The organism is Rhizobium sp. WSM409, from assembly GCF_057653825.1.
In genome coordinates this window covers 638,177-658,345 of the sequence record NZ_JBYGKP010000002.1, presented here as the reverse complement: position 1 = coordinate 658,345, position 20,169 = coordinate 638,177, and the positions used below count along the sequence as shown (strand labels likewise).

The window sequence follows — 20,169 nt, the reverse complement described above, 5'->3', positions numbered from 1 at the left end:
ACTCCCCTCCTCGAACCAAGAGTTGGGCGCTTACTCGATCAAGCGCGCACCGGGTCAGGGTCGTGCTGGAAAGCCTCGACTCCACGGCAGGAGCCCGGCAAGTGGCAGCGAACATGGCTTTGGAAGGTAAGGCCGAAAATTTTGTCGCAAGTCCTTCCAACCAGTAGAAGCTGATAGTTATAGGGAGAACAACCTACGACAGAGAGAACCTGTATCCGCGCAGGACTGGTGAGAGACGCGAAAAAAATGCGCAGTTTTGCTGAAATAGCTCTAATGCGGAAATAGGGTGGTCAGCGGCATGTGGGCCTTGATAATCGGCGATTTCAGGACAACGAAGCTGAAATATTTGTCGATGCCGACGTCCAGGTCGGTCAGCCGCTCCATGATCGTCTGGTATTCGTCTATCCCGGCAGTGACGAATTTCAGCATATAATCGTAGCCGCCCGAAACCAGATGGCATTCGATCACCTGGTCGACCTTCTCGATCGCCGCCAGGAAGCGGGCGAAGTCGATCTGCCGGTGGTTTTTCAGGGTGATCTCGGTGAACACGGTCAGCGTCTGCCCCAGTTTGCTGACGTTGATCTGAGCCGAATAACCTTCGATATATCCCTCCGACTGCAGCTTCTTCACCCGCATCAGGCAGGGGCTTGGCGAAAGATTGACCAGTTCGGCGAGTTCCACATTGGTGACGCGGCCGTTCTTCTGCAGTTCGTAGAGAATTTTTACGTCGATCCGGTCGAGTTTCATCTCACACGCCCTCATTTGCTCGAGATCGCCAATCACGCAGCAGATTATGCTGCTGCTTGCCGGCACCAACCTTAACACATGACGTTGGCCTGTCGATCGCGTTGCAGGACAGGCCGAAGCACAAACGACTGCTGGCATGCTCCCGACACGGAATCTTCTGCTGCCACCAACCGATCTCCGGCAAAGCCGTGGCGTCGGATGCGCTACACTACGCTTAAAACGGAGACTCTCCCATGCCCGCACCGCTCAATCGCGTCGACACCACGCCGGAACTGCCTTCCACCGCTGATGTCGTGGTCATCGGCGGCGGCATCGTCGGCGTTTTCACGGCCTATTATCTCACCCGGCGCGGATTGAAGGTGGCCCTCGTCGAGAAGGGTCTGATCGGCGCCGAACAATCGAGCCGCAACTGGGGCTGGTGCCGCCAGCAGAACCGCGACGCCCGCGAACTGCCGATGTCGACGAAGAGCCTCGACCTGTGGGAGCGCTTCGCCACTGAGACCGGGGAGGACACCGGCTTCCATCGTTGCGGCCTCTTCTATCTCAGCAATAGCGACGAGGAACTGTCCGGTTGGGCCCGCTGGCGCGATTTCGCCCGCTCGGTCGGCGTCACGACGCATATGCTGAACAGCGCCGAGGCAACCGAACGCGGGCATGCCACCGGCACTTCATGGAAAGGCGGGGTGTTTTCGCCGACCGACGGCACCGCCGATCCGGCGAGCGCTGCGCCGGCCGTCGCGCGTGCGATCCTGAAACTCGGCGGCACGGTGCATCAGTCCTGCGCGGCCAGAGGCCTCGACGTCGAAGGCGGCAGGCTCTCGGGCGTCGTCACCGAGCATGGCACGATCCGGACAAAGATCGCCGTCCTCGCCGGTGGTGCCTGGGCCTCCTCCTTCTGTCGTCAGCTCGGCATTCGATTTCCGCAAGCCTCGATACGCTCCTCGATCCTCGCCGTATCTCCAGGCGCGAGCGGCCTGCCGGATGCGCTGCATACATCAGCCGTTTCGGTAACGCGGCGCCGCGATGGTGGTCACACGCTCGCGATCAGCGGCCGCGCCCGTGTCGATCCGACGCCACAGCAGTTCCGCTTCGCGCGGCAATTCCTGCCGATGTTCGCCCGGCGCTGGCGCAGTCTCGCACCAGGCGGGCTGGAGGGCTTTCGCTCCGGCCACGAATCTCTGGCCCGCTGGCGGCTCGACAGACCGACGCCAATGGAGCGCATGCGAATCCTCGACCCGACGGTCGACGAGGCCACCATCGCGCTTACGCGTGCGCGGGCGCTCGAGCTTCTCCCTGCCTTGAAGAAAACCGCCATCAGCGCGACTTGGGCCGGCTATGTCGACAGCACGCCCGACGGCGTACCAGGGATCGGCGAGATCGCCACCTTGCCCGGTTTCATCCTCGCTGCCGGCTTCAGCGGCCACGGCTTCGGCATCGGGCCTGGCGCCGGTCATCTGATTGCCGATATCGTCACCGGCGATGAGCCGATCGTTGATCCGAGACCCTACCACCCCGACCGCTTCGGTGGATCCGCCTGGGGCAAAGTGGCCGATTTTTAGGACACGGTCGGCCTTTGCGCGGCGTTCGACGACGCGGATCGGCACGACTTTGGTACCGGCCATAGGAGCCGATGCGTCGCGCTTCGATCGCCACGATCACGAAAAACCGGCGGTCAAGGGAAGGTGTGTCGCTTCGGTTCCTCACTGGCATTATTGGCAATCAAGGCGCGCAATGCTGCCGCCACAGGCGTGCCGAGGACAGCGAGATCGCGCACCGTGCTCATGTGATTGCCGTCTGCGACCTGCGATGCCCGCACGTCAAGCCCTTGGGCGGCAAGAATGCCCCTGAAGGCATTTGCCTGAATTTTGAACGGACCAGTTTCCTGTTCGCCGGTCATGATGGCGACACGCGTTGCAGGATCGTGCTCATGACGCATGGGCGTAAACCGTCGCACCTCCTCGTCGCTCAGGGCGATCTCGTCCCGCAGGAAAGACGTCTGCAGGGGTTCCAGATCGTATAGCCCGCCAAGCAGGAAAGCAGCGACGACCCCCGAAGGCGCTGAGCGATGAAAGAGAAAGGTTGCAAGATGTGCACCGGCGGAGTGGCCGCTGACGGAAAACCGCTTTGACGTGGCGCCAAAACGATCGGCATGCGCCAGCAGAAAAGCCTTGGCCTTCAGGACCTGACCAACCAGGGCGTCCATTCTCGCCGTGGGCATCAACGAATAATCGACGATGGCTGCGACCGCGCCGGCGCCGGTGATCGTTTCAGCGACGCAGGAATAGTCCTCCTTGGAAAACATCCGCCAATAGCCGCCATGGATGAACATGTGGATCGGCATGTCCGAGCCGGCGCTGTTTGGCAGGAAGATATCGAGCGTCTCGCCAGGCCTATCCCCGTAGGCGATGTTGGCCTCCATGGCGACAGTGCGCCGCGTTGCAAGGCTGCGAGCTCGGATATCGTCAACGATCGCGTCGAAATCTGCGACATGGTCACGAATGCGGAACGGATCGGCGGCCACAGGTTCCTCCCTCAGAAACTTGTCGCAATGTACTTGGCTTCCATGAACTCGGCGATACCGTGATGCTGCCCTCCTTCACGTCCAAGGCCGCTCTGTTTCACACCGCCAAAGGGGGCAGCGGGATCGGAGACCAGTCCACGATTGAGCGCGATCATGCCGGCCTCGATCTTGGAGGCGACGCGCATGCCGCGGCCAATGTCGCGGGTATAGATGTAGGCGGCGAGGCCATATTCCGTATCGTTGGCGGCAGCGATGACTTCTGCCTCGCTCTCGAAACGGTAGAGCGGCGCGACGGGACCGAAAATCTCCTCGCAGCCCATATCGGAGGCCGGGGAAACATCGACAAGCACCGTCGGCCGATAAAAAAAGCCGCGGCCTGCCAATGATCGTCCGCCGCAGAGGACACGCGCGCCGCGCGAAATGGCGTCCTCAACAAGGCGCTCGATCTTCTCCACCGCCTTGCGCGTGATCATCGGACCGCATTCCGTATCCGCATCCACACCCGAGCCTACGTTGAGGGCGGCCATGCGTTGGGTAAATTTTTCGGCGAAGGCATCGTGGATACCGGACTGGATATAAATGCGGTTTGCCGCCGTGCAGGCCTCACCCGCATTGCGCATTTTCGCGACCATCAGACCCTCGATCGCCGCGTCAATGTCCGCATCGTCGAAAACAACGAACGGGGCGTTGCCCCCGAGTTCCATGGAACAGGAGATGACATTTTTCGCCGCTTCCGCCAGAAGGGTACGGCCGACACCCGTCGAGCCTGTGAAGGAGAGTTTTCGCACCCGCGGGTCGGCCAGCATGGCGGCGATGACGGGGCCCGGCGTCGATGTTGTCATCACGTTCACGACGCCCGGCGGCACGCCAGCCTCCTCGTAGAGAGCCGCAAGTGCATAGGCCGTCAGCGGCGTCTCGCTCGCCGGCTTCAAGATGACGGTGCAGCCTGCCGCAAGGGCAGGCGCGATCTTGCGGGTCGCCATCGCGGCCGGGAAATTCCACGGTGTGATGAGAACGCAGATGCCGATAGGCTGGTAATCGACGACGATGCGGTTTCCGCCGGCCGGGGCAAGGCCGAACTCACCAGAGATCCGCACCGCCTCCTCGGCGTTCCAACGAAAGAACTCCGCCGCATAGGCCACCTCGCCGCGCGCGTCGCGCAACGCCTTCCCGTTCTCGAGCGAAATGAGCCGGGCAAGCGTTTCGGAGCGCTCCACCATAAGTTCGAAGCAGCGGCGCAGGATCTCGGAACGCTTTCTAGGCGGCGTCTCGCGCCAGCTTTCCGCGGCGCTTGCGGCGGCCTCCACGGCCGCTGCCGCATCCGCAAGGGTCGCATCCGGCACGGCGGCAATGACCGCCTCGGTCGAGGGGTCGATCACCTCGATCCGACCCTCGCCCGCCGCAGGCCGCCAGGCGCCGCCAATATAGAGGCCGCGGGAGAACGAGTGGAGCCCGAAGGGATCGTGGTCTGGATGCGAAGAATGCTGGTTGACGTTCATGATGGTTTCCCAGGTCAGAGGGCGGAAGCGGCCAGGTCGCCGTCATAGGCGGCGCGCACCAGGCCGCGCATGGCGGCCGCATCGAAGGAGCGGGGGTTATTCTTGATCAGCCGGCCGATGCCGAGCGCCTGCTCTGCGGCCCAGTCGATCCGGTCTTCCGGAAGGCCGAGCCCGGCAAGCGTCGGCGAGATGCCGATCGCGGCGAAGAGGCGGCTCACCTCGCCGATCGCGGCATCGGCAAGCGTCTCGTCGTCCTCCACTCCGGTCGGATCGAGGCCGAGCGCCCTACCGACAATGGCGATGTCCGCGCCCGCGACGCGGCGATTATATGTCATCACATAGGGCAGCATGGTCGCAACCCCGAGGCCGTGCGGCGTATGGGTCAAGGCACCGACCGGATATTGCACCGCATGGGCCGCAGCGGTACCCGCCGTTCCGAAGGCGCAGCCGGCTGCGAGCGCACCCATCATCACATCGGCGCGCGCATCGATGTCGGAGCCGTCGACGAAGGCCTTTTCCAGGCTCCGGCTGAGGAGCCGGATGGCATGCAGCGCGAACTGGTCGGAGAGATCGCTCTTGCCGATGAAGACATGCTGCTGCGCGAGTTCAGGATCGCCGGGGCGGCGCATGGCCGTGAAGGCTTCGATGGCATGCGTCAACGCATCCGCGCCGGCAATCGCCGTGAGCCCGGGCGGGCAGGACAAGGTCAGTTCCGGGTCGCAGATCGCCGCTGCGGCGATGAGATAAGGGCTGGAAATGCCAACCTTCAGGGTACGGTCAGGATCGGAAACAACCGCGACCGGCGTCGCCTCTGAGCCTGTGCCTGCCGTCGTCGGCACGGCGATGACCGGCAGGACGGGCGCCGGCACCTTGAACTCACCGTAATAATCGGCGAGCACGCCGCCGTGAGCGAGCAGGAGCGAAGCGCATTTCGCCATGTCGAGGCAGCTGCCGCCACCGATGCCGATCACCATATCGGGCTCAAAGCCGCGCGCGGCCTCAACGCAAACCGCGACAGTTTCTTGCGGCACGTCCGGCAGCGTCTGGTCATGAACCAGCACGACAATGCCGGCTGCTTCAAGCGCGGCGATCATTTCCGCGAAGACCGGTGTTGCGGAAAAACGCGCATCCGTGCAGACGAGTGCGCGCCGGCCGGTTCTGCTGGCGACGCTCGCGAGCGCATGGCGCTGGCCGACGCCAAACAGAATTTCCCGCGGCAGCCTCAAGGCGGCAAACAGGCTCATGATCCTTGTCCCTCGAAGGCCAGAATCCGGGGGCGCGAAAGCGCGTTGAGGTCTTCCCAGAGGCGCTGGTCGATCTCGAAACCGTTGCGGCTCGCCGCCACCTGCCGCCGGCGGGCACGGTCGCCCGGGACGAGAACCGGTTCGCCGGCGCCGGCGGGTGGTGAAGCGCGCACGGCATCGAGATAGGTCGACAGTCGCGCCGGCAGTCCCGGCGCCAGACTGGGCTCGATCAAGATGAAGACGTCGCCCTTGTTGCATGGCGACTGGCTGTCGAGCGTGCCGCGCGCATCCGGCGCGAGCGCCGAGCCGGCAAGAGCTGCCACCAGCAGCTCCATGGCGATGCCGAGCCCGTAACCCTTCGCGTCGCCGAAGGGCGCAATCGCGCCGGCCTTCGCACGCCCCGGATCGGTCGTCGGGTTACCGGCCGCATCGCGCGCCCATCCCTCGGGAATGGGCCTGCCGGTCGCCGCGTGATGATGGATGCTGCCCATCGGCACGAGGCTGGTGGCCAGGTCGAGCACGAGCGGTTCCTCGGCCGTCGGCACGGCGATAGCGATGGGATTGGTGCCGAGCATGGCCCGGGTACCGCCGAAGGGATGGACCAGCGCCTCGCTCGACGAGAGCGCGATGCCGACGAAACCCATTGCGGCGATGGCCTCCACATAATGCGCGAGCATGCCGAGATGGTTGGCGTTGCGCACGGCGACAAGGCCGATGCCAAGATCCGCAATGTGAGGCGATAGCCGCTCGATCGCGGCCATGGCGACGACGGGGCCAAGTCCCGACGCCCCCTCCACCTCCAGCACCGCGTCCGCGCGCCAGCGCTGTGTGCCTTTCGTCTGCGGGTCAATGACCCCGGCCTCGATCCGTTCGACCAGCCGCGGAAGCCGGTACAGGCCATGCGACGGGTGCCCCTTCATCTCCGCCGTCACCAGGACGCGAGCCTGCAGGGCCGCATGGTCACGCGGTGCGCCATGCTCTTCGAGCAGTCGGGTGGCAAGCGCAAGCGCTGCCGCTTCGGATAGACGCATGATTTTTCCTCCCTATATTAAATCGTATAGGATATAGGATTGTCTTGGCCGCAGCATCGTGCTAGCGATTGGACCTGTCAAGAGGCAAGGCAGCGGATGATTTCGACGAGACCGAAGGAACCCTCAACGGGCACAACCCAGATACCGCGCGCCAACAGCCTGGCGGGCGACGTCTACGAGGCAATTTTCAACCAGCTCATGTCGTTGAAGATTGCGCCGGGGACGCGCATCACGGTCGACAACCTGGTCAAGGAGTTCAACGTCTCCCATACGCCGATCCGTGAAGCCCTCGGGCGGCTTGAAGGCGAAGGCCTCGTCGTCAAGCAGCATCTCGTTGGCTATCGTGCCGCGCCGCAGATCACGCGCCACCGTTTCGACGAGCTCTATGAACTGCGTCTGCTGTTGGAACCTGCCGGCGCTGCGAAGGCAGCCGAGGCGATGAACGACGAAAAGCTGGCCATTCTCACCGAGGCCGCGGGCGTGATGACACGCAGCGACAACAGGGACGAACGAGCGAACTATTCGGCCTTCGCGCGCCAGGACGCCATCTTTCACGACCGGATCATGGAATTTGCCGGCAACGAGTTGATCCGCGAGATGCTGACATTCCAGCACACGCATTTCCACATCTTCCGCCTGATGTTTCATCGCCGCGTCACCGAGGAGGCGCTCGCCGAGCATCAGACGCTGCTCGATGCCTTTGCGGCGCGCGACCCGGGCGCGGCTGCGAACGCAATGCGCATTCATATCGAACATTCGCGCGACCGGCTGTTGCCGGCATTCGACGAAGTCTGAGCAACCGCGCCGGGCAAGGACGAGCCTGCCCGACCTGACAACGAGGAGGAGAACCCATGCCAGGCAAGAAAATCCTGATGCTCACCGGCGATTTCACCGAGGAGTACGAAATCTTCGTCTATCAGCAGGCGATGGAGGCGGTCGGCCACACGGTGCACGTCGTGTGCCCGGACAAGAAGGCCGGCGACATCCTCAGGACGTCGCTGCACGATTTCGAGGGAGACCAGACCTACACCGAAAAACTCGGGCACAACGTCACCATCAACAAGACGTTTTCCGAGGCCGAGAACCAGCTCGACCAGTATCATGCCGTCTACTGCGCCGGCGGGCGCGGACCGGAATATATCCGCACCGACAAGCGGGTGCAGGCAATGGTGCGTCATTTCCACGAGCAGAAGAAGCCGATCTTCACCATCTGCCACGGGGTTCAGATCCTGATCGCGGTCGACGGTGTCGTTCGCGGCAAGAAGGTGGGTGCACTTGGGGCCTGCGAACCCGAAGTCACCCTGGCGGGCGGGACCTATATCGACCTCTCGCCAACCGAAGCCTATGTCGATGGCACGATGGTTTCGGCCAAGGGCTGGACGGCGCTCGCCGCCTTTATCCGCGAATGCCTGAAGGTGCTGGGAACGGAGATTCACCACACCTGAGACGACGGACCAAATAACAGAAGGCCCGGCAGGTGACATCTGCCGGGCCTTGTTTGCGGTTGGGCCAGCATTCACGCTCCGCCGCGGTTCCAGCCGCGGCCACGCTCGCCGAACATTTCATAGCCGCCATCGGTGATGGCGAGCGTATCCTCCAACTTGATGAATCCGCGCTTTGGGTGAAGCATCGTCGTCTCGACCGAGATCACGCTCCCGGCTTCCAGCGGCTTGTCGGCATCGATGCCATCATAGGTGACGGGGTGGTTCGTCATGAGGAATGGCGCTTCGTGGGCGATGAGGCCCATGCCATGGCAGAAAAAGTCGGTGAAGGCCGCTGACGGCGAGGCCTTGAGCTCGGCCTCCGCTGCCACGATCATCTCCCTGCCCGCAGCCCCTGCCCTGACATTGGCGAAGGCCGCTTGCTGGATGCATTCGACTTCGGCCAGAAGATCCTCCAGCTCCGCATCCGGCTCGCCGAGCACACCCATGCGGCACAGGTCACCGATATATCCGTGATAGTTGCCGCCGGAATCGATCGACAGGATCTCACCCTCGACCCAAGCTTGCGGCGAGCCCGCGCGGTTGTGGCTGGAGCCGAGCGTCAGCAGGCAATATTCGAAGTGCAGGCCGCGGTTCGTTTCCTCCCGGCGCAGCTGCTCGATGATCTCCATCTTCGTCGAACCGGCGCGGGCCGCCGCGACCGTCGCCAGCATCGAGTCGGTGATCAGTTCGGAGGCGCGTCTCAGCTTTGCCAGTTCATCTGGCGTCTTGACCGCCCTTAACCGCTCCAACACATGCGTGGCATCGACAAATCGGGCGCCATCCAGCCGATCGGCAAGCAGGTCGCGGGCGTCGGATGGCAGGAAGGCTGGCTCGATGCCAATGCGCCCACCGGTCTTGCCGATTTTCTTCAGGTGCTCGACGGCGAGCCCGGCGGCATCCTGCGTGCCCCAGCTCGCCGTATGCACGGCAGGCGTCCAGAACGGATTATTCTGGTGTTCTGCGCCCTCCATGCGGTTGCCCACATAGGCGGAGTGATCGGGCGCGCCTTTCTCATAAATCACCATCGGCAGATACCGGCTATGCCCGATCGCATCCATGGCCGCGAAGAAGATGAACTTGTAGCCGCCCATGAGATATTGCGTGTTGTGTTTGGAGGTGGCGACGATGACGTCGATACCGGCTACCTCCATGAGACGGTCGAGCTTGGCCGTATCGAACGGCGTCACGGCGGCCTGCCTTGTTTGCCCTGCATTGTCGTTCATTGTCTTTCCTCCCAGAAAATGGATGCGACGCCTCAAAAGCCCGGCGGCAGCAGGCGGAAGTCCGGCAAGTCGCGAAGCGCAAGCTCCGGCCCCGCCGGTGAGTAGACCACGAAGAGGAGCATTGGCCCGCCGCCAGTGTTCTTCGTCGAATGGAAGCGACTTTCGGGAACATAGATCGTGCAGCCGCTGGCGACCGTCCGCGTGATCGGATTACCCGTCTCGTCCTCGACCATTTGCTCGCCCTCGCCGGAAATCACAAAAATGATTTCCTCCGCGCCAGGATGATTGTGGCGGGAATGGCCTTCGCCGCTTGGCAGTTCGACGACACCGCCCGAAAAGCGACTGGCGCCGTTGACCTCGGGCGCCACGGTCAGCGACAGCTTGCCCCAGTCGAAGCCGAAGGCGCTCACATCCTTAGGATAGATGAAGTACTTGTCCTTTACCATGAAACGGCTCCTCCACGTCCTTGCTCAGACGACCGCGCCGATGGCGAGCGCCTTGAAATCTTCCGTCTGCTTACGAATTGCCGCCTCTGCCGGCAGGCGCTCCATCGAGCTTGCGCCATAAAAGCCGTGGCAGCCAGGGCAACGCTCGAGAACGTAGCGCGCATCCTCCGGCATCGAGATCGGCCCGCCATGGCAGAGCACAATGACATCGTCGCGCACGGAACGCGCTGCCTTGGCGATCGCGGTGATCTCATCGATGCAGTCATCGAGCGACTTGCCGGAGGTGGCCCCGATCGTGCCGCCGGTTGTCACGCCCATATGCGCCACAATGATGTCGGCGCCGGCGACCGTCATGGCGACAGCCTCGCTCTCGTTGAAGACATAGGGTGTCGTCAGCAGGTCGAGCCCGTGGGCGGTGGCGATCATCTCGACCTCCAGATTGTAGCTCATGCCTGTCTCCTCGAAACTCTGCCGCATCCGGCCGTCGAAGAGACCGATTGTGGGGAAGTTCTGTACGCCGGAAAAGCCCATTGCCTTGAGGTCGGCGAGGAAGCGCGGCATCAGCACGAAGGGGTCCGTGCCATTGACGCCGGCGAGTACCGGGGTCTTTTTCACGACCGGCAACACTTCGAGCGCCATGTCCTTGACGATCTCGTTGGCATTGCCATAGGCGAGCAGTCCGGCGGCCGAACCGCGCCCCGCCATGCGGTAGCGCCCGGAATTGTAGATAATGATGAGATCGATGCCGCCTGCCTCCTCGGCCTTGGCGGAGATGCCCGTGCCGGCCCCGCCCCCGACGATCGGCACGCCGGCTGCGATCATGCCGTGAAATTTTTCGAGGATGGTGTTGCGCGGTATGACTGGCATCGATTTGTCTCTCAGGGGTTGGCGATGTCACGATAGGCCGCGACGGCGGCCTCGGCGAAATCTGGGTCGTTGATATGGAGCGGCAGGCGAATAATACGTCGCGACGCCGTCGGCTTCACCGTCGCCTCGAGCGCGGCGAAAAGCGCGGCGTCGGCTTGCGGATCGAAGAACGCACCGCCTTCGATGTCGAGGGCCGAAACACCCTTTTCGGGAATGAGGAAGCGTAGGGGGCCGTGGCAGAGATTGAGCTTGTCGCCGATCCAGCGACCAATCTGCGCGCATTCGGCCAGCGTCGTGCGCATCAAGGTGACGTTCGGGTTGTGCTGGTAAAACAGCCGACCGGAATAACGCTCCGGTACGGTCGCCGGCGCCCAGAAGTTCACCATGTCGAGCGCACCAACCGAACCGATATAGGGCAAGCCTTTGCGAGCAATGGCGCCGAAACGGTCCGAGGTGGCCGGCAGGACGCCGCCGAAAAGCAGGTCGCAGACCTCGGTCGTCGTGATGTCGAGCACGCCAGAGATGAGCTCGCTGTCGGCAAGCTTCTCCATCGCCCGCCCGCCCGTGCCTGTGGCGTGGAAGACCAGGCAATCATAATCTGCTCGGAGGCGCTCGACCATGGCGGATACGGCAGGTGTGGTAACGCCGAACATGGTAAGCCCGAGGGCCGGTTTGGATGCAGACACCTCAGCCGGGCGGCGGGCCATGGCGGTGATCGCCTGGGCGGCGTTGTGAAGGATGACGCGGCTCAGCCGGTTCAGGCCCGCCATGTCCGTGACCGAGGGCATCATCACGATGTCTGAAACATCGACAAAGGGAGCCACATCGCCGGATGCGAGCGTCGAGACCATGATCTTTGGCAGACCGAGCGGCAATTGGCGCATGCCTGCGGTAATGATCGAAGTGCCCCCGCCTCCACCTATACCGATGACGCCGGCGATATCCTGGCGCTCCACAAGGAAACGCGCGAAGGCAATGCCCATCGCCTCGACCGCCCTTCCGCGGTCCCCGCTGGCAAGAACGGCTTCCGCCCCGTCAGGATGGCACGCCGCCACTGCGTCGGCCTTCACATCGACGGCGGTCGCAGGCTCGCCTATGCCGACGTCAACGCGGACAACACCGCCGCCCGCCGCTTCGATGCAAGCGGCAAGATAGGCAAGCTCCTCGCCCTTCGTGTCGGCCGTGCCGACCACGTAGATCTGCTTCATTTCCCCTCCGAGACCGGGTGGATTTCCTCCCGGCATATCTCACGTTGGGACAAAGCGACGGGCCCTTGCAAATTTGTGAGACGTGCGTATCATAAAGACATGGATGTCTCACGTCAACAGAACGAAACAGCCAGGACCGAGCGAGGCCCGCGTGCCCGAACGCGAAAACTGATGCTTGAAACGGCTACGCGGCTCATGCAGTCCGGCATCACGCCGTCGGTAAGTGAAGTCGCCGAGGCAGCCGAAGTCTCGCGTGCGACGGCCTACCGTTACTTTCCGAGCCAGGCCGTGCTCGTGCATGCCGTGGTGGATGAGGCTCTGGGGCCGATACTCAGTTGGTCATCGGATAGTCCGGACGCACGCACTCGCGTTGCCGACCTCTTGGCGACTGCAATGCCGCGCATCGACGAGTTCGAGGCCACCTTCAAGGCGGCGCTGAAACTTTCGCTGGACCAGTGGGCGCAGCGCCAGGCGGGCACGCTCGGCAACGAGCCGCTGTTCAAGCGCGGCCACCGGGTCGACCTGCTGAAGAGCGTCACGGCCCCCCTGCAGGGCACTGTGCCGCCCGAATCCCGGGAACGCCTTGCACAGGCGCTTTCGCTTGTCTTCGGCGTCGAGGTGCTGATCGTATTGAAGGATATATGGGGCCTGACCTCGGAAGGCGCGCAGTCTGTTGCCGAGTGGGCCGCCAGGGCTCTTGTCGATACCGCATTACGGCAGGCAGAGAGCGGGGCATAACGTGGCGCGCCCAGACTTGGCGCACAACTGGTTAGACCAGTGGCAGTAATATGTTCTTGTATTGTGGTCCGGATCGGCGATGATGAATGTGAGGCGGCCCGCCACGACTGCGTCGGCAGGCCCGGAATTACAGGGGAATGACAGCGAAAGCCTGAAGACGAGCCTTTGACGAGAGGTCTCCCAGGTTGCGCTTGACGATAATGGCATTTGGTAATACCAGATCAAGTTAATGACATTCAGGCTTGAGATCTGAAACGAGCTAGGGGTCGAGGAGGACCCCCAGCACGAACACCACCCAGGAGGATCGGGAAGCCAGATCGGGAGGCCCGCGATGAAGCGGGAGGCGTGCATAAATGGGAGGAAACGTTATGCGCAAAACTATGACCGGTCTGTTGGCCGGTGTCGGATTGATGTGGGCGTGCGGAACATCCGCACAGGCCCAGGAACTGACCATCTTCTGGGCCGAGTGGGATCCGGCAAACTACCTTCAGGAACTCGTCAACGAATACGAGGCTCAAACCGGCGTCAAGGTCACGGTCGAGACCACGCCGTGGGCCGACTTCCAGACCAAGGCCTTCACCGAGTTCAACGCCAAGGGTTCAGCCTATGACATGGTCGTCGGCGACAGTCAGTGGATCGGGGCAGCGTCAGAAGCCGGCCATTACGTCGATCTGACCGACTTCTTCACCAAGCACAATCTGACCCAGGTGATGGCCCCGGCAACGGTGAAATACTACGCCGAATATCCGTCGAACTCGAAAAAGTACTGGTCGGTTCCGGCCGAAGGCGACGCCGTCGGCTGGTCCTACCGCAAGGACTGGTTCGAAGACCCCAAGGAGATGGAGGCGTTCAAGGCCAAATACGGCTACGATCTCGCACCGCCGAAGACATGGGCCGAGATGCGTGACATCGCCGAGTTCTTCCACCGTCCAGACCAGAAGCGATACGGAATCGCCATCTACACCGACAACTCTTATGACGGTCTCGTCATGGGTGTCGAGAACGCGATCTTCTCGTTTGGAGGCGAACTCGGCGACTACCAGAGCTACAAGGTCGACGGCATCATCAATTCCGAGAAGAACGTCAAGGCGCTCGAGCTTTATCGCGAGCTCTACGGCTTTACGCCACCGGGCTGGGCCAAGTCCTTCTTCGTCGAGAACAACCAGGCGATCACTGAGAACCTGGCGGCGATGAGCATGAACTACTTCGCCTTCTTCCCGGCCCTGGTGAACGAGGCGTCCAACCCGAACGCCAAGGTTACCGGCTTCTTTGCCAATCCGGCGGGCCCGAACGGCGAGCAATTCGCAGCGCTCGGCGGCCAAGGCATATCGGTCATCTCCTACTCAAAAAACCAGGAAGAGGCGATGAAATTCCTCGAATGGTTCATCAAGGACGAGACCCAGAAGCGCTGGGCCGAACTCGGCGGCTATACGGCAAGCGCCAAGGTGCTTGAATCGCCGGAGTTTCAGAACGCGACACCCTATAACAAGGCCTTCTACGAGACGATGTTCAAGGTGAAGGACTTCTGGGCAACGCCTGAATATGCCGAACTGCTGATCCAGATGAACCAGCGCATTTATCCCTTCGTCACTGCCGGCCAAGGCACGGCGAAGGAAGCGCTCGAATCCCTGGCAGCGGACTGGAACGCGACGTTCGCGAAATACGGACGCCACAAGTAGCAAGCGCGCTCAGCGGAGGGGCCGCGGCCCCTCCCATTTCATTCTGCATCTCCGCGTTGAAGGCCCGGCTCAAGAGGGCGCGGCGCCCGGAATTCACTTCGCGCATCGTGATGCCGTTCCGGCATCCGGCGCCGAACTCTCGGAGGAGGAGAGGATTGGCCACCGCAGTCATGACATCGCTGGACACGAAATCGCGTGCCGCATCCCGCGGCATGAGCGACATCCGGATTCGCAATCTCTTCATCATTCCGACGATCCTGTTCCTGATCGTCTTCAACATCTTTCCGCTGATCTATTCGCTCGGCTATTCCTTCACCGACTTTCGCGCTTCGTCGAACGCGCCGGCCAACTTCGTCGGCCTGCAGAACTACCGCGAGTTGCTGAACGATCCTTTCATCTGGTCGAATTTCGCCATCACCGCGAAATATGTGATCGTCTCTGTGACGGGGCAGGTGATCGTCGGCTTCGGCACCGCGATGCTGCTCAACCGCGATATCCCGCTGAAGGGTCTTTTGACGACGCTGCTGTTGCTGCCGATGATGCTCTCGATGGCAGTGGTCGGCCTCTTCTGGAAGCTGCTCTACGACCCGTCCTTCGGCATCATCAACTACGCACTCGGCCTCGGCTCCTTCGAGTGGCTGTCGAATCCGGACATGGCGCTCTATGCGGTCGCAATCACGGACATCTGGATGTGGTCGCCCTTCGTGATGCTGCTGTCGCTTGCCGGCCTTTCGGCCGTGCCAAAGCATCTCTACGAGGCAGCGGCGATCGACCGGGCGGGGCCGTTTTATACATTCTTCCGCATCACGCTGCCGCTGGTGGCGCCGATCCTGATGATCGCAATCATCTTCCGCACGATGGAGGCCTTCAAGACCTTCGACCTCGCGTACATCCTGACCAGCCAACCGACGACCGAGGTGATCTCCATCCGGCTCTACAAGATGGCCTTCCAGGAATGGCAGACTGGGCGCTCCTGCGCACTCGCCTACATCGTCCTGATCATGGTTCTCGCCATCACCAACATCTACGTCAAGTACCTCAACAAAGTGAAGGAGCGCTGAGATGGCTGCCGTCCAAACCCGCTCCGAACGCGCGCTGAACCGGGTGGCGATCGCCGCCGTACTGGTCATCACGCTGATCTTCCTGGCGCCGATCTATTGGATCACCTCGACGGCCTTCAAGCCGCGCAACCTTGCCACCACCATTCCGCCGACGGTGCTCTTCGAGCCGGAACTCTCGCCCTTCGTGAAGCTCTTCACCAAGCGCTCGCAACTGCGCGGGGCGCCGAGCCCTGAAGAATATGCCGCCGCCCCCTGGTGGGAGCGGATGGTGTTCGACGGCGGCGAGAAGATCGTTCGCTCCGGCCGCGGCGAGGTGCAGCCCTCCGGCTATCCGAACCGCTTCATGAACTCGCTGATCGTCGCCATCACGTCCACGGTGCTGGCCGTCGGCATGGGAACCTTCACAGCCTACGGCTTCTCGCGCTTCAAAGTGAAGGGGGAGGCAGACCTTCTCTTCTTCATCCTGTCGACGCGCATGCTGCCGCCCGTCGTCGTGGCAATCCCGATGTTCCTCATGTACCGCGTCGTCGGCCTCAACGACACGCATTGGGGCCTCATCATCCTCTACACCGCCTTCAACCTTTCCTTTTCCGTCTGGCTGATGAAGGGCTTCATCGACGAGATCCCGAAGGAATACGAGGAGGCCGCGCTCGTCGACGGCTACACGCGGATGGAGGCCTTTTTCAAGATCGTCATCCCGGAAGCAGCGACCGGAATCGCCGCGACCGCGGTCTTCTGCTTCATCACGGCCTGGAACGAATATGCATTTGCGCTAATTATGACCAACCGACGCGCGCAAACGGCTCCACCCTTCATCCCGAGCCAGGTCGGCTCAGGCCTGCCGGATTGGACGGTCATTGCGGCCGGCACGTTCCTGTTCCTGCTACCGGTCGCCATCTTCACCTTCCTGCTCAGGAACCATCTCCTGCGCGGCATGAGCTTCGGAGCGATCCGCAAATGACTTTCCGCGCCTTGAACCAGAAATATCTCGAACCCGCTTCACAGTATCTGATGATCCTCGGCATTATCGCGCTCTGCCAGCCCTGGAACCTGTTTCTGCATCGCTACGGCATGACGATGACGCTCGTCGGACTGATCGCCTTCATGGTGACGACCAAAATCCCGCGGGACGCGCAACCAGACGAAGGCAACCATTCATGACGCAGATCGAACTTCGCGGAATTCAGAAATATTTCGGTGCCGTCCAGGTCATCAAAGACCTTAATCTCGCCATCGCCGACAATGAATTCATCGTGCTCCTTGGACAATCGGGCTGCGGAAAGACGACGACATTGCGCGCCGTCGCGGGGCTGGAAACGATCGACGAAGGCGACATTCTGATCGACGGGCAGCCGGTGCAGCATATCAAGGCGTCCGGCAGGGACATCGCCATGGTGTTCCAATCCTTCTCGCTCTATCCGCACATGACGGTCTACGAGAACATCGCCTTCCCGCTCCGCGCTACCCGGATGAGCCGTGCCGATGTCGATGCGTCGGTCCGCGAGATCGCCGGTGTGCTGCGCATCGCCGGTCTGCTGGCCCGCAAGCCTTCGGCGCTGTCAGGCGGCGACATGCAGCGGGTCGCAATCGGCCGTGCGCTGGTGCGGCGGCCAAAGGCCATGCTGATGGACGAGCCGATCGGTGCGCTCGACGCGAAGCTGCGCGAGGAGATGCGGGCGGAAATCAAGCGTTTGCATATCAAGCAGGGTTCAACCACCATCTACGTGACGCATGACCAGGTGGAGGCCATGTCGCTCGCCGACCGCATCGTCATCATGCACGAGGGCATCCTTCAGCAGGTCGGCACGCCGGAAGAGGTTTACGCGCAACCCGCCAACACGTTCGTCGCCCAGTTCGTCGGAAGCCCGGTCATGAACATGGCGCCGGCGACTATAAGCGAAACGGGCAGCCATACCAGCGTGCAGATTGGCGACGGGACGACTGGCTTCGAGTTCCCCGCCGTGCTGGCCAACCGCCTCTCTGACGCAAGAGCCGAGAACGGCAAGCTGACACTCGGGGTCCGGCCCGAGGGCGTGCTTGTTTCACGGGAGGCCCGCGAGGGCTTCATGCCGGTCGAGGCGCATATCATCGAGCCTCTCGGCTCGCACGACATCGTGGACCTGAAGGTCGGTCGCCAGATGATCAGGGCACGCACCAAGAGCGGTTTCGTGCCTGGTCCCGGCGAAGCCGTCTGGGCGCGCATCGACCCCGCCCAGGCACATTTCTTCAACACCGCGACCGGCTCGTCGCTGGGGATCAGACTCTGATGGCGCATATCGAACTCAAGGGCATCACCAAGACCTTCGGCAACCACACGGCGCTGAAAAACCTGAACATCGACATTGCTGACGGCGAGTTCTTCGTGCTGCTCGGGCAGACCGGCGCCGGCAAGACGACGACGCTGCGCCTGATCGCCGGTCTCGAAAAGCCGACCGCAGGCCAGGTCTTCATCGACGGGCAGGACGTTGCCGACTGGGGTGCCGCGGAGCGCGATGTGGCCCTTGTGCTCCAGCAATATTCACTTTACCCGCGCTATACGGTACGGGAGAACCTGGAATTTCCATTGAAATCCCGTATCCGTCGCGTTGAGCCCGGAGAAATCAAGGAGCGCGTCGACCGCGTTGCAAAGACCCTGCGCATCGAGCATCTGCTCGACCGCAAGACGGACCGGCTGTCGGGAGGCGAGATGCAGCGCGTATCGATCGGCCGGGCCATCGTGCGCAAACCGCGGGTCTTCTTGATGGACGAACCGCTTTCGGCGCTCGACGCGAAGCTTCGCGAAGCACTTCGCACCGAGCTGAAAAACCTGCAGATGAACCTCGGCGCGACCTTCCTCTTCGTCACTCACGACCAGATAGAGGCCATGTCGATGGGCGACAAGATCGGCGTCCTGAACAATGGCCAACTGGTGCAGACGGGTACGCCGCAGGAGATCTACGGAAACCCGGTCAACACCTTCGTCGCGCGCGCGGTCGGCTCGCCGCCGATGAACCTGATCGCCGGCACGCTTGCCGGCGGCGAAGCAGTGGCGAGCGAGGGCTACCGGCTGCCCCTCGGGAAAGGACACGGGATCGCGACAGACGGTCGCCCGCTCACCTTCGGCATCCGTCCCGAGGACATTTTTCTCGACAGCGGCGCGCCCGGCGAAGCACGGGTCCACGACGTGGAAAATCACGGTGTCGAAAAGATCGTGACGCTGCGCACCGGCGAGAGGTTCATCCACGCGACCGTGCCGACACAGACGGCGCTTCGGATCGAGGATGAGGTTCGCTTTTCGTGGAATCCGGAAAAGGTCGTGCTGTTTGACGCCGGAAGCGGTGTAAGCCTGCGGCACGCGGGCTGACCTGATCGGTCCGAAGGATGCCAGCGGCCTCGGCGGCACGGCAGGGGCAGCGAGCGTTTCGAGTTGTCGCGACGAGGCGCTATGCGGGAAAGCGCCGGCGGTAGTGTTCTACCACTTCGGGATTGCACAAATTGACGGGCAAGTCGCCCTTGATGACGCGCAGGGCTTCGCTCGCCGCGCCTGTTCCCATGCGCATCATGCTCTCTTCCGTCAGACCAGCCAGATGCGGCGTGACGATGACGTTGTCAAAGCCGAAATAGGGATGGTCGAGCGGCAGCGGCTGCGTTGCGAAGACGTCGAGCGCGGCTCCGCCGACGCGACCATCGCGCAGCGCCTCGACCAACGCCGCATCATCGATCACCGGGCCGCGCGAGACGTTGACCAGAATGGCCGCGGGCTTCATGCGCCCGATGCGACCGGCGTTGAGCAAGCCGGTCGTCTCCGGCGTCAGCGGGCAGCAGAGCACCACGATGTCGGCCGTCGCTACAAGCTCATCGATCGTCAGGAAACGCACGCCGTCCGGCACGCTTTCCGGCGACCGGCTCGTGGCCACCACCTCCAAGCCGAAGCCGAACTTCGCGATCTTGAAGATCGCCTTGCCGACATTGCCCATGCCGACGATGCCGATGGTGCGGCCGGCGAGGTCGACGGCCGCGTCCGATCGGGCGCGGCCCGCCACCCAGCCGTTCTGACGCAGTTCGCGGTCCATCAGGCGGAAGCGCCGAAGCAGGGCCAGTGTCACAAGGAAGACGTGCTCGGCGACAGTCGAGGCATTGGCGCCCGGGACATTGGCGACAAGCACGCCGGCGCGGGTCGCTGCATCCATCGGCACCATGTCGAGCCCGGCACCATGGCGGATCGCCGCGCGAAGCGCCGGCGCATCCTCGAAGAAGGCCGGCGGGATCGGCGCTCGTATGACGAGGATGCCCGCGCCGCGGCCTTCTCGCAGCAATGTTTCGGGATCGGGCGCGGAAGCGACGCGCAGATCACCCGCAGCCTCGAGCATGGACCTGGCCGCAGGGTGCAGGGGATGTGTGGAAAAGATGAAGCTTATCGGCCCTCCCCGCCGGTTACGCCT

General features: G+C 62.6%; 20 protein-coding genes. 10 read left to right on the top strand and 10 right to left on the bottom strand.

The genetic code is table 11. The features are described 5' to 3' along the window. Window positions 1–270: 270 nt before the first annotated feature. Window positions 271–747 (bottom strand): Lrp/AsnC family transcriptional regulator, encoded by a 477-nt coding sequence (locus tag AC25BC_RS26665; protein WP_003562931.1) that lies wholly within the window; start codon window positions 745–747, stop codon window positions 271–273. Window positions 748–980: 233 nt separating this feature from the next. Between AC25BC_RS26665 and AC25BC_RS26660 the strand changes: the two genes are divergently transcribed. Then, on the top strand, window positions 981–2,306 hold the full coding sequence (locus AC25BC_RS26660) for an NAD(P)/FAD-dependent oxidoreductase (protein ID WP_128439672.1): 1,326 nt from the start codon (window positions 981–983) through the stop codon (window positions 2,304–2,306). A gap of 113 nt (window positions 2,307–2,419) precedes the next feature. On the opposite strand, the gene AC25BC_RS26655 is transcribed toward AC25BC_RS26660, so the two are convergent. Genes AC25BC_RS26655 through AC25BC_RS26640 form a run of 4 tightly spaced genes read right to left on the bottom strand, consistent with a single transcriptional unit; the run spans window position 2,420 to window position 7,042 of the window. Further along, a complete protein-coding gene (locus AC25BC_RS26655; RefSeq protein WP_003562935.1) occupies window positions 2,420–3,268 on the bottom strand; it encodes an alpha/beta hydrolase in 849 nt (282 codons plus the stop codon). Window positions 3,269–3,279: 11 nt separating this feature from the next. Continuing rightward, window positions 3,280–4,767 (bottom strand): NAD-dependent succinate-semialdehyde dehydrogenase, encoded by a 1,488-nt coding sequence (locus AC25BC_RS26650; RefSeq protein WP_128439671.1) that lies wholly within the window; start codon window positions 4,765–4,767, stop codon window positions 3,280–3,282. A gap of 14 nt (window positions 4,768–4,781) precedes the next feature. Then, a complete protein-coding gene (locus AC25BC_RS26645) occupies window positions 4,782–6,011 on the bottom strand; it encodes an iron-containing alcohol dehydrogenase (protein WP_128439670.1) in 1,230 nt (409 codons plus the stop codon). Beyond that, window positions 6,008–7,042: an Ldh family oxidoreductase gene (locus AC25BC_RS26640; RefSeq protein ID WP_128439669.1), complete on the bottom strand. Its 1,035-nt coding sequence runs from the start codon at window positions 7,040–7,042 to the stop codon at window positions 6,008–6,010. The genes AC25BC_RS26645 and AC25BC_RS26640 overlap by 4 nt, the downstream gene beginning before the upstream one ends. 96 nt (window positions 7,043–7,138) lie before the next feature. Here AC25BC_RS26640 and AC25BC_RS26635 point away from each other — a divergent pair, with 96 nt between their 5' ends. Further along, window positions 7,139–7,837: a GntR family transcriptional regulator gene (locus tag AC25BC_RS26635; protein WP_003562942.1), complete on the top strand. Its 699-nt coding sequence runs from the start codon at window positions 7,139–7,141 to the stop codon at window positions 7,835–7,837. 56 nt (window positions 7,838–7,893) lie between these two features. Continuing rightward, window positions 7,894–8,487: a DJ-1/PfpI family protein gene (locus tag AC25BC_RS26630; RefSeq protein WP_003562944.1), complete on the top strand. Its 594-nt coding sequence runs from the start codon at window positions 7,894–7,896 to the stop codon at window positions 8,485–8,487. Between the two features lie 71 nt (window positions 8,488–8,558). Here AC25BC_RS26630 and AC25BC_RS26625 read toward each other — a convergent pair whose 3' ends face one another. The 4 genes from AC25BC_RS26625 to AC25BC_RS26610 are packed head-to-tail and all read right to left on the bottom strand — an operon-like array spanning window position 8,559 to window position 12,270. Further along, entirely contained in the window at window positions 8,559–9,749 is a 1,191-nt protein-coding gene (locus AC25BC_RS26625) for a M24 family metallopeptidase (RefSeq protein ID WP_003562945.1), read from the bottom strand. A 32-nt stretch (window positions 9,750–9,781) separates the two neighbouring features. Further along, on the bottom strand, window positions 9,782–10,195 hold the full coding sequence (locus AC25BC_RS26620) for a cupin domain-containing protein (RefSeq protein WP_128439668.1): 414 nt from the start codon (window positions 10,193–10,195) through the stop codon (window positions 9,782–9,784). A gap of 24 nt (window positions 10,196–10,219) precedes the next feature. Then, window positions 10,220–11,062, bottom strand: coding sequence for a phosphoenolpyruvate hydrolase family protein (locus AC25BC_RS26615; RefSeq protein WP_003562947.1), 843 nt, complete (start codon window positions 11,060–11,062; stop codon window positions 10,220–10,222). 11 nt (window positions 11,063–11,073) lie between these two features. Next, a complete protein-coding gene (locus AC25BC_RS26610; RefSeq protein WP_128439667.1) occupies window positions 11,074–12,270 on the bottom strand; it encodes a Tm-1-like ATP-binding domain-containing protein in 1,197 nt (398 codons plus the stop codon). A 99-nt stretch (window positions 12,271–12,369) separates the two neighbouring features. On the opposite strand from AC25BC_RS26610, the gene AC25BC_RS26605 reads away from it, so the two are divergent. From AC25BC_RS26605 to AC25BC_RS26575, 7 genes are all read left to right on the top strand, one after another. Then, window positions 12,370–13,008 carry a TetR/AcrR family transcriptional regulator gene (locus AC25BC_RS26605; RefSeq protein ID WP_017996408.1) on the top strand — a complete coding sequence of 213 codons (639 nt, stop codon included), beginning with the start codon at window positions 12,370–12,372 and terminating at the stop codon, window positions 13,006–13,008. Window positions 13,009–13,376: 368 nt separating this feature from the next. Beyond that, entirely contained in the window at window positions 13,377–14,687 is a 1,311-nt protein-coding gene (locus AC25BC_RS26600) for an ABC transporter substrate-binding protein (protein ID WP_003562954.1), read from the top strand. 155 nt (window positions 14,688–14,842) lie between these two features. Then, a complete protein-coding gene (locus AC25BC_RS26595; protein ID WP_003562956.1) occupies window positions 14,843–15,748 on the top strand; it encodes a carbohydrate ABC transporter permease in 906 nt (301 codons plus the stop codon). A gap of 1 nt (window position 15,749) precedes the next feature. Then, complete coding sequence (locus tag AC25BC_RS26590; RefSeq protein ID WP_003562958.1) at window positions 15,750–16,709, top strand: carbohydrate ABC transporter permease; 960 nt, start codon at window positions 15,750–15,752, stop codon at window positions 16,707–16,709. After that, a complete protein-coding gene (locus AC25BC_RS26585; RefSeq protein WP_003562960.1) occupies window positions 16,706–16,909 on the top strand; it encodes a hypothetical protein in 204 nt (67 codons plus the stop codon). The genes AC25BC_RS26590 and AC25BC_RS26585 overlap by 4 nt, the downstream gene beginning before the upstream one ends. Next, window positions 16,906–18,015, top strand: coding sequence for an ABC transporter ATP-binding protein (locus AC25BC_RS26580; protein ID WP_012755377.1), 1,110 nt, complete (start codon window positions 16,906–16,908; stop codon window positions 18,013–18,015). Before AC25BC_RS26585 ends, AC25BC_RS26580 begins: the two co-directional genes overlap by 4 nt. Next, window positions 18,015–19,091 carry an ABC transporter ATP-binding protein gene (locus tag AC25BC_RS26575; protein ID WP_017996410.1) on the top strand — a complete coding sequence of 359 codons (1,077 nt, stop codon included), beginning with the start codon at window positions 18,015–18,017 and terminating at the stop codon, window positions 19,089–19,091. The genes AC25BC_RS26580 and AC25BC_RS26575 overlap by 1 nt, the downstream gene beginning before the upstream one ends. A 79-nt stretch (window positions 19,092–19,170) precedes the next feature. Here the strand turns inward: AC25BC_RS26575 and AC25BC_RS26570 are convergent, their stop codons facing one another. Beyond that, a complete protein-coding gene (locus AC25BC_RS26570) occupies window positions 19,171–20,145 on the bottom strand; it encodes a hydroxyacid dehydrogenase (RefSeq protein ID WP_128439665.1) in 975 nt (324 codons plus the stop codon). Between the last annotated feature and the right edge of the window lie 24 nt (window positions 20,146–20,169).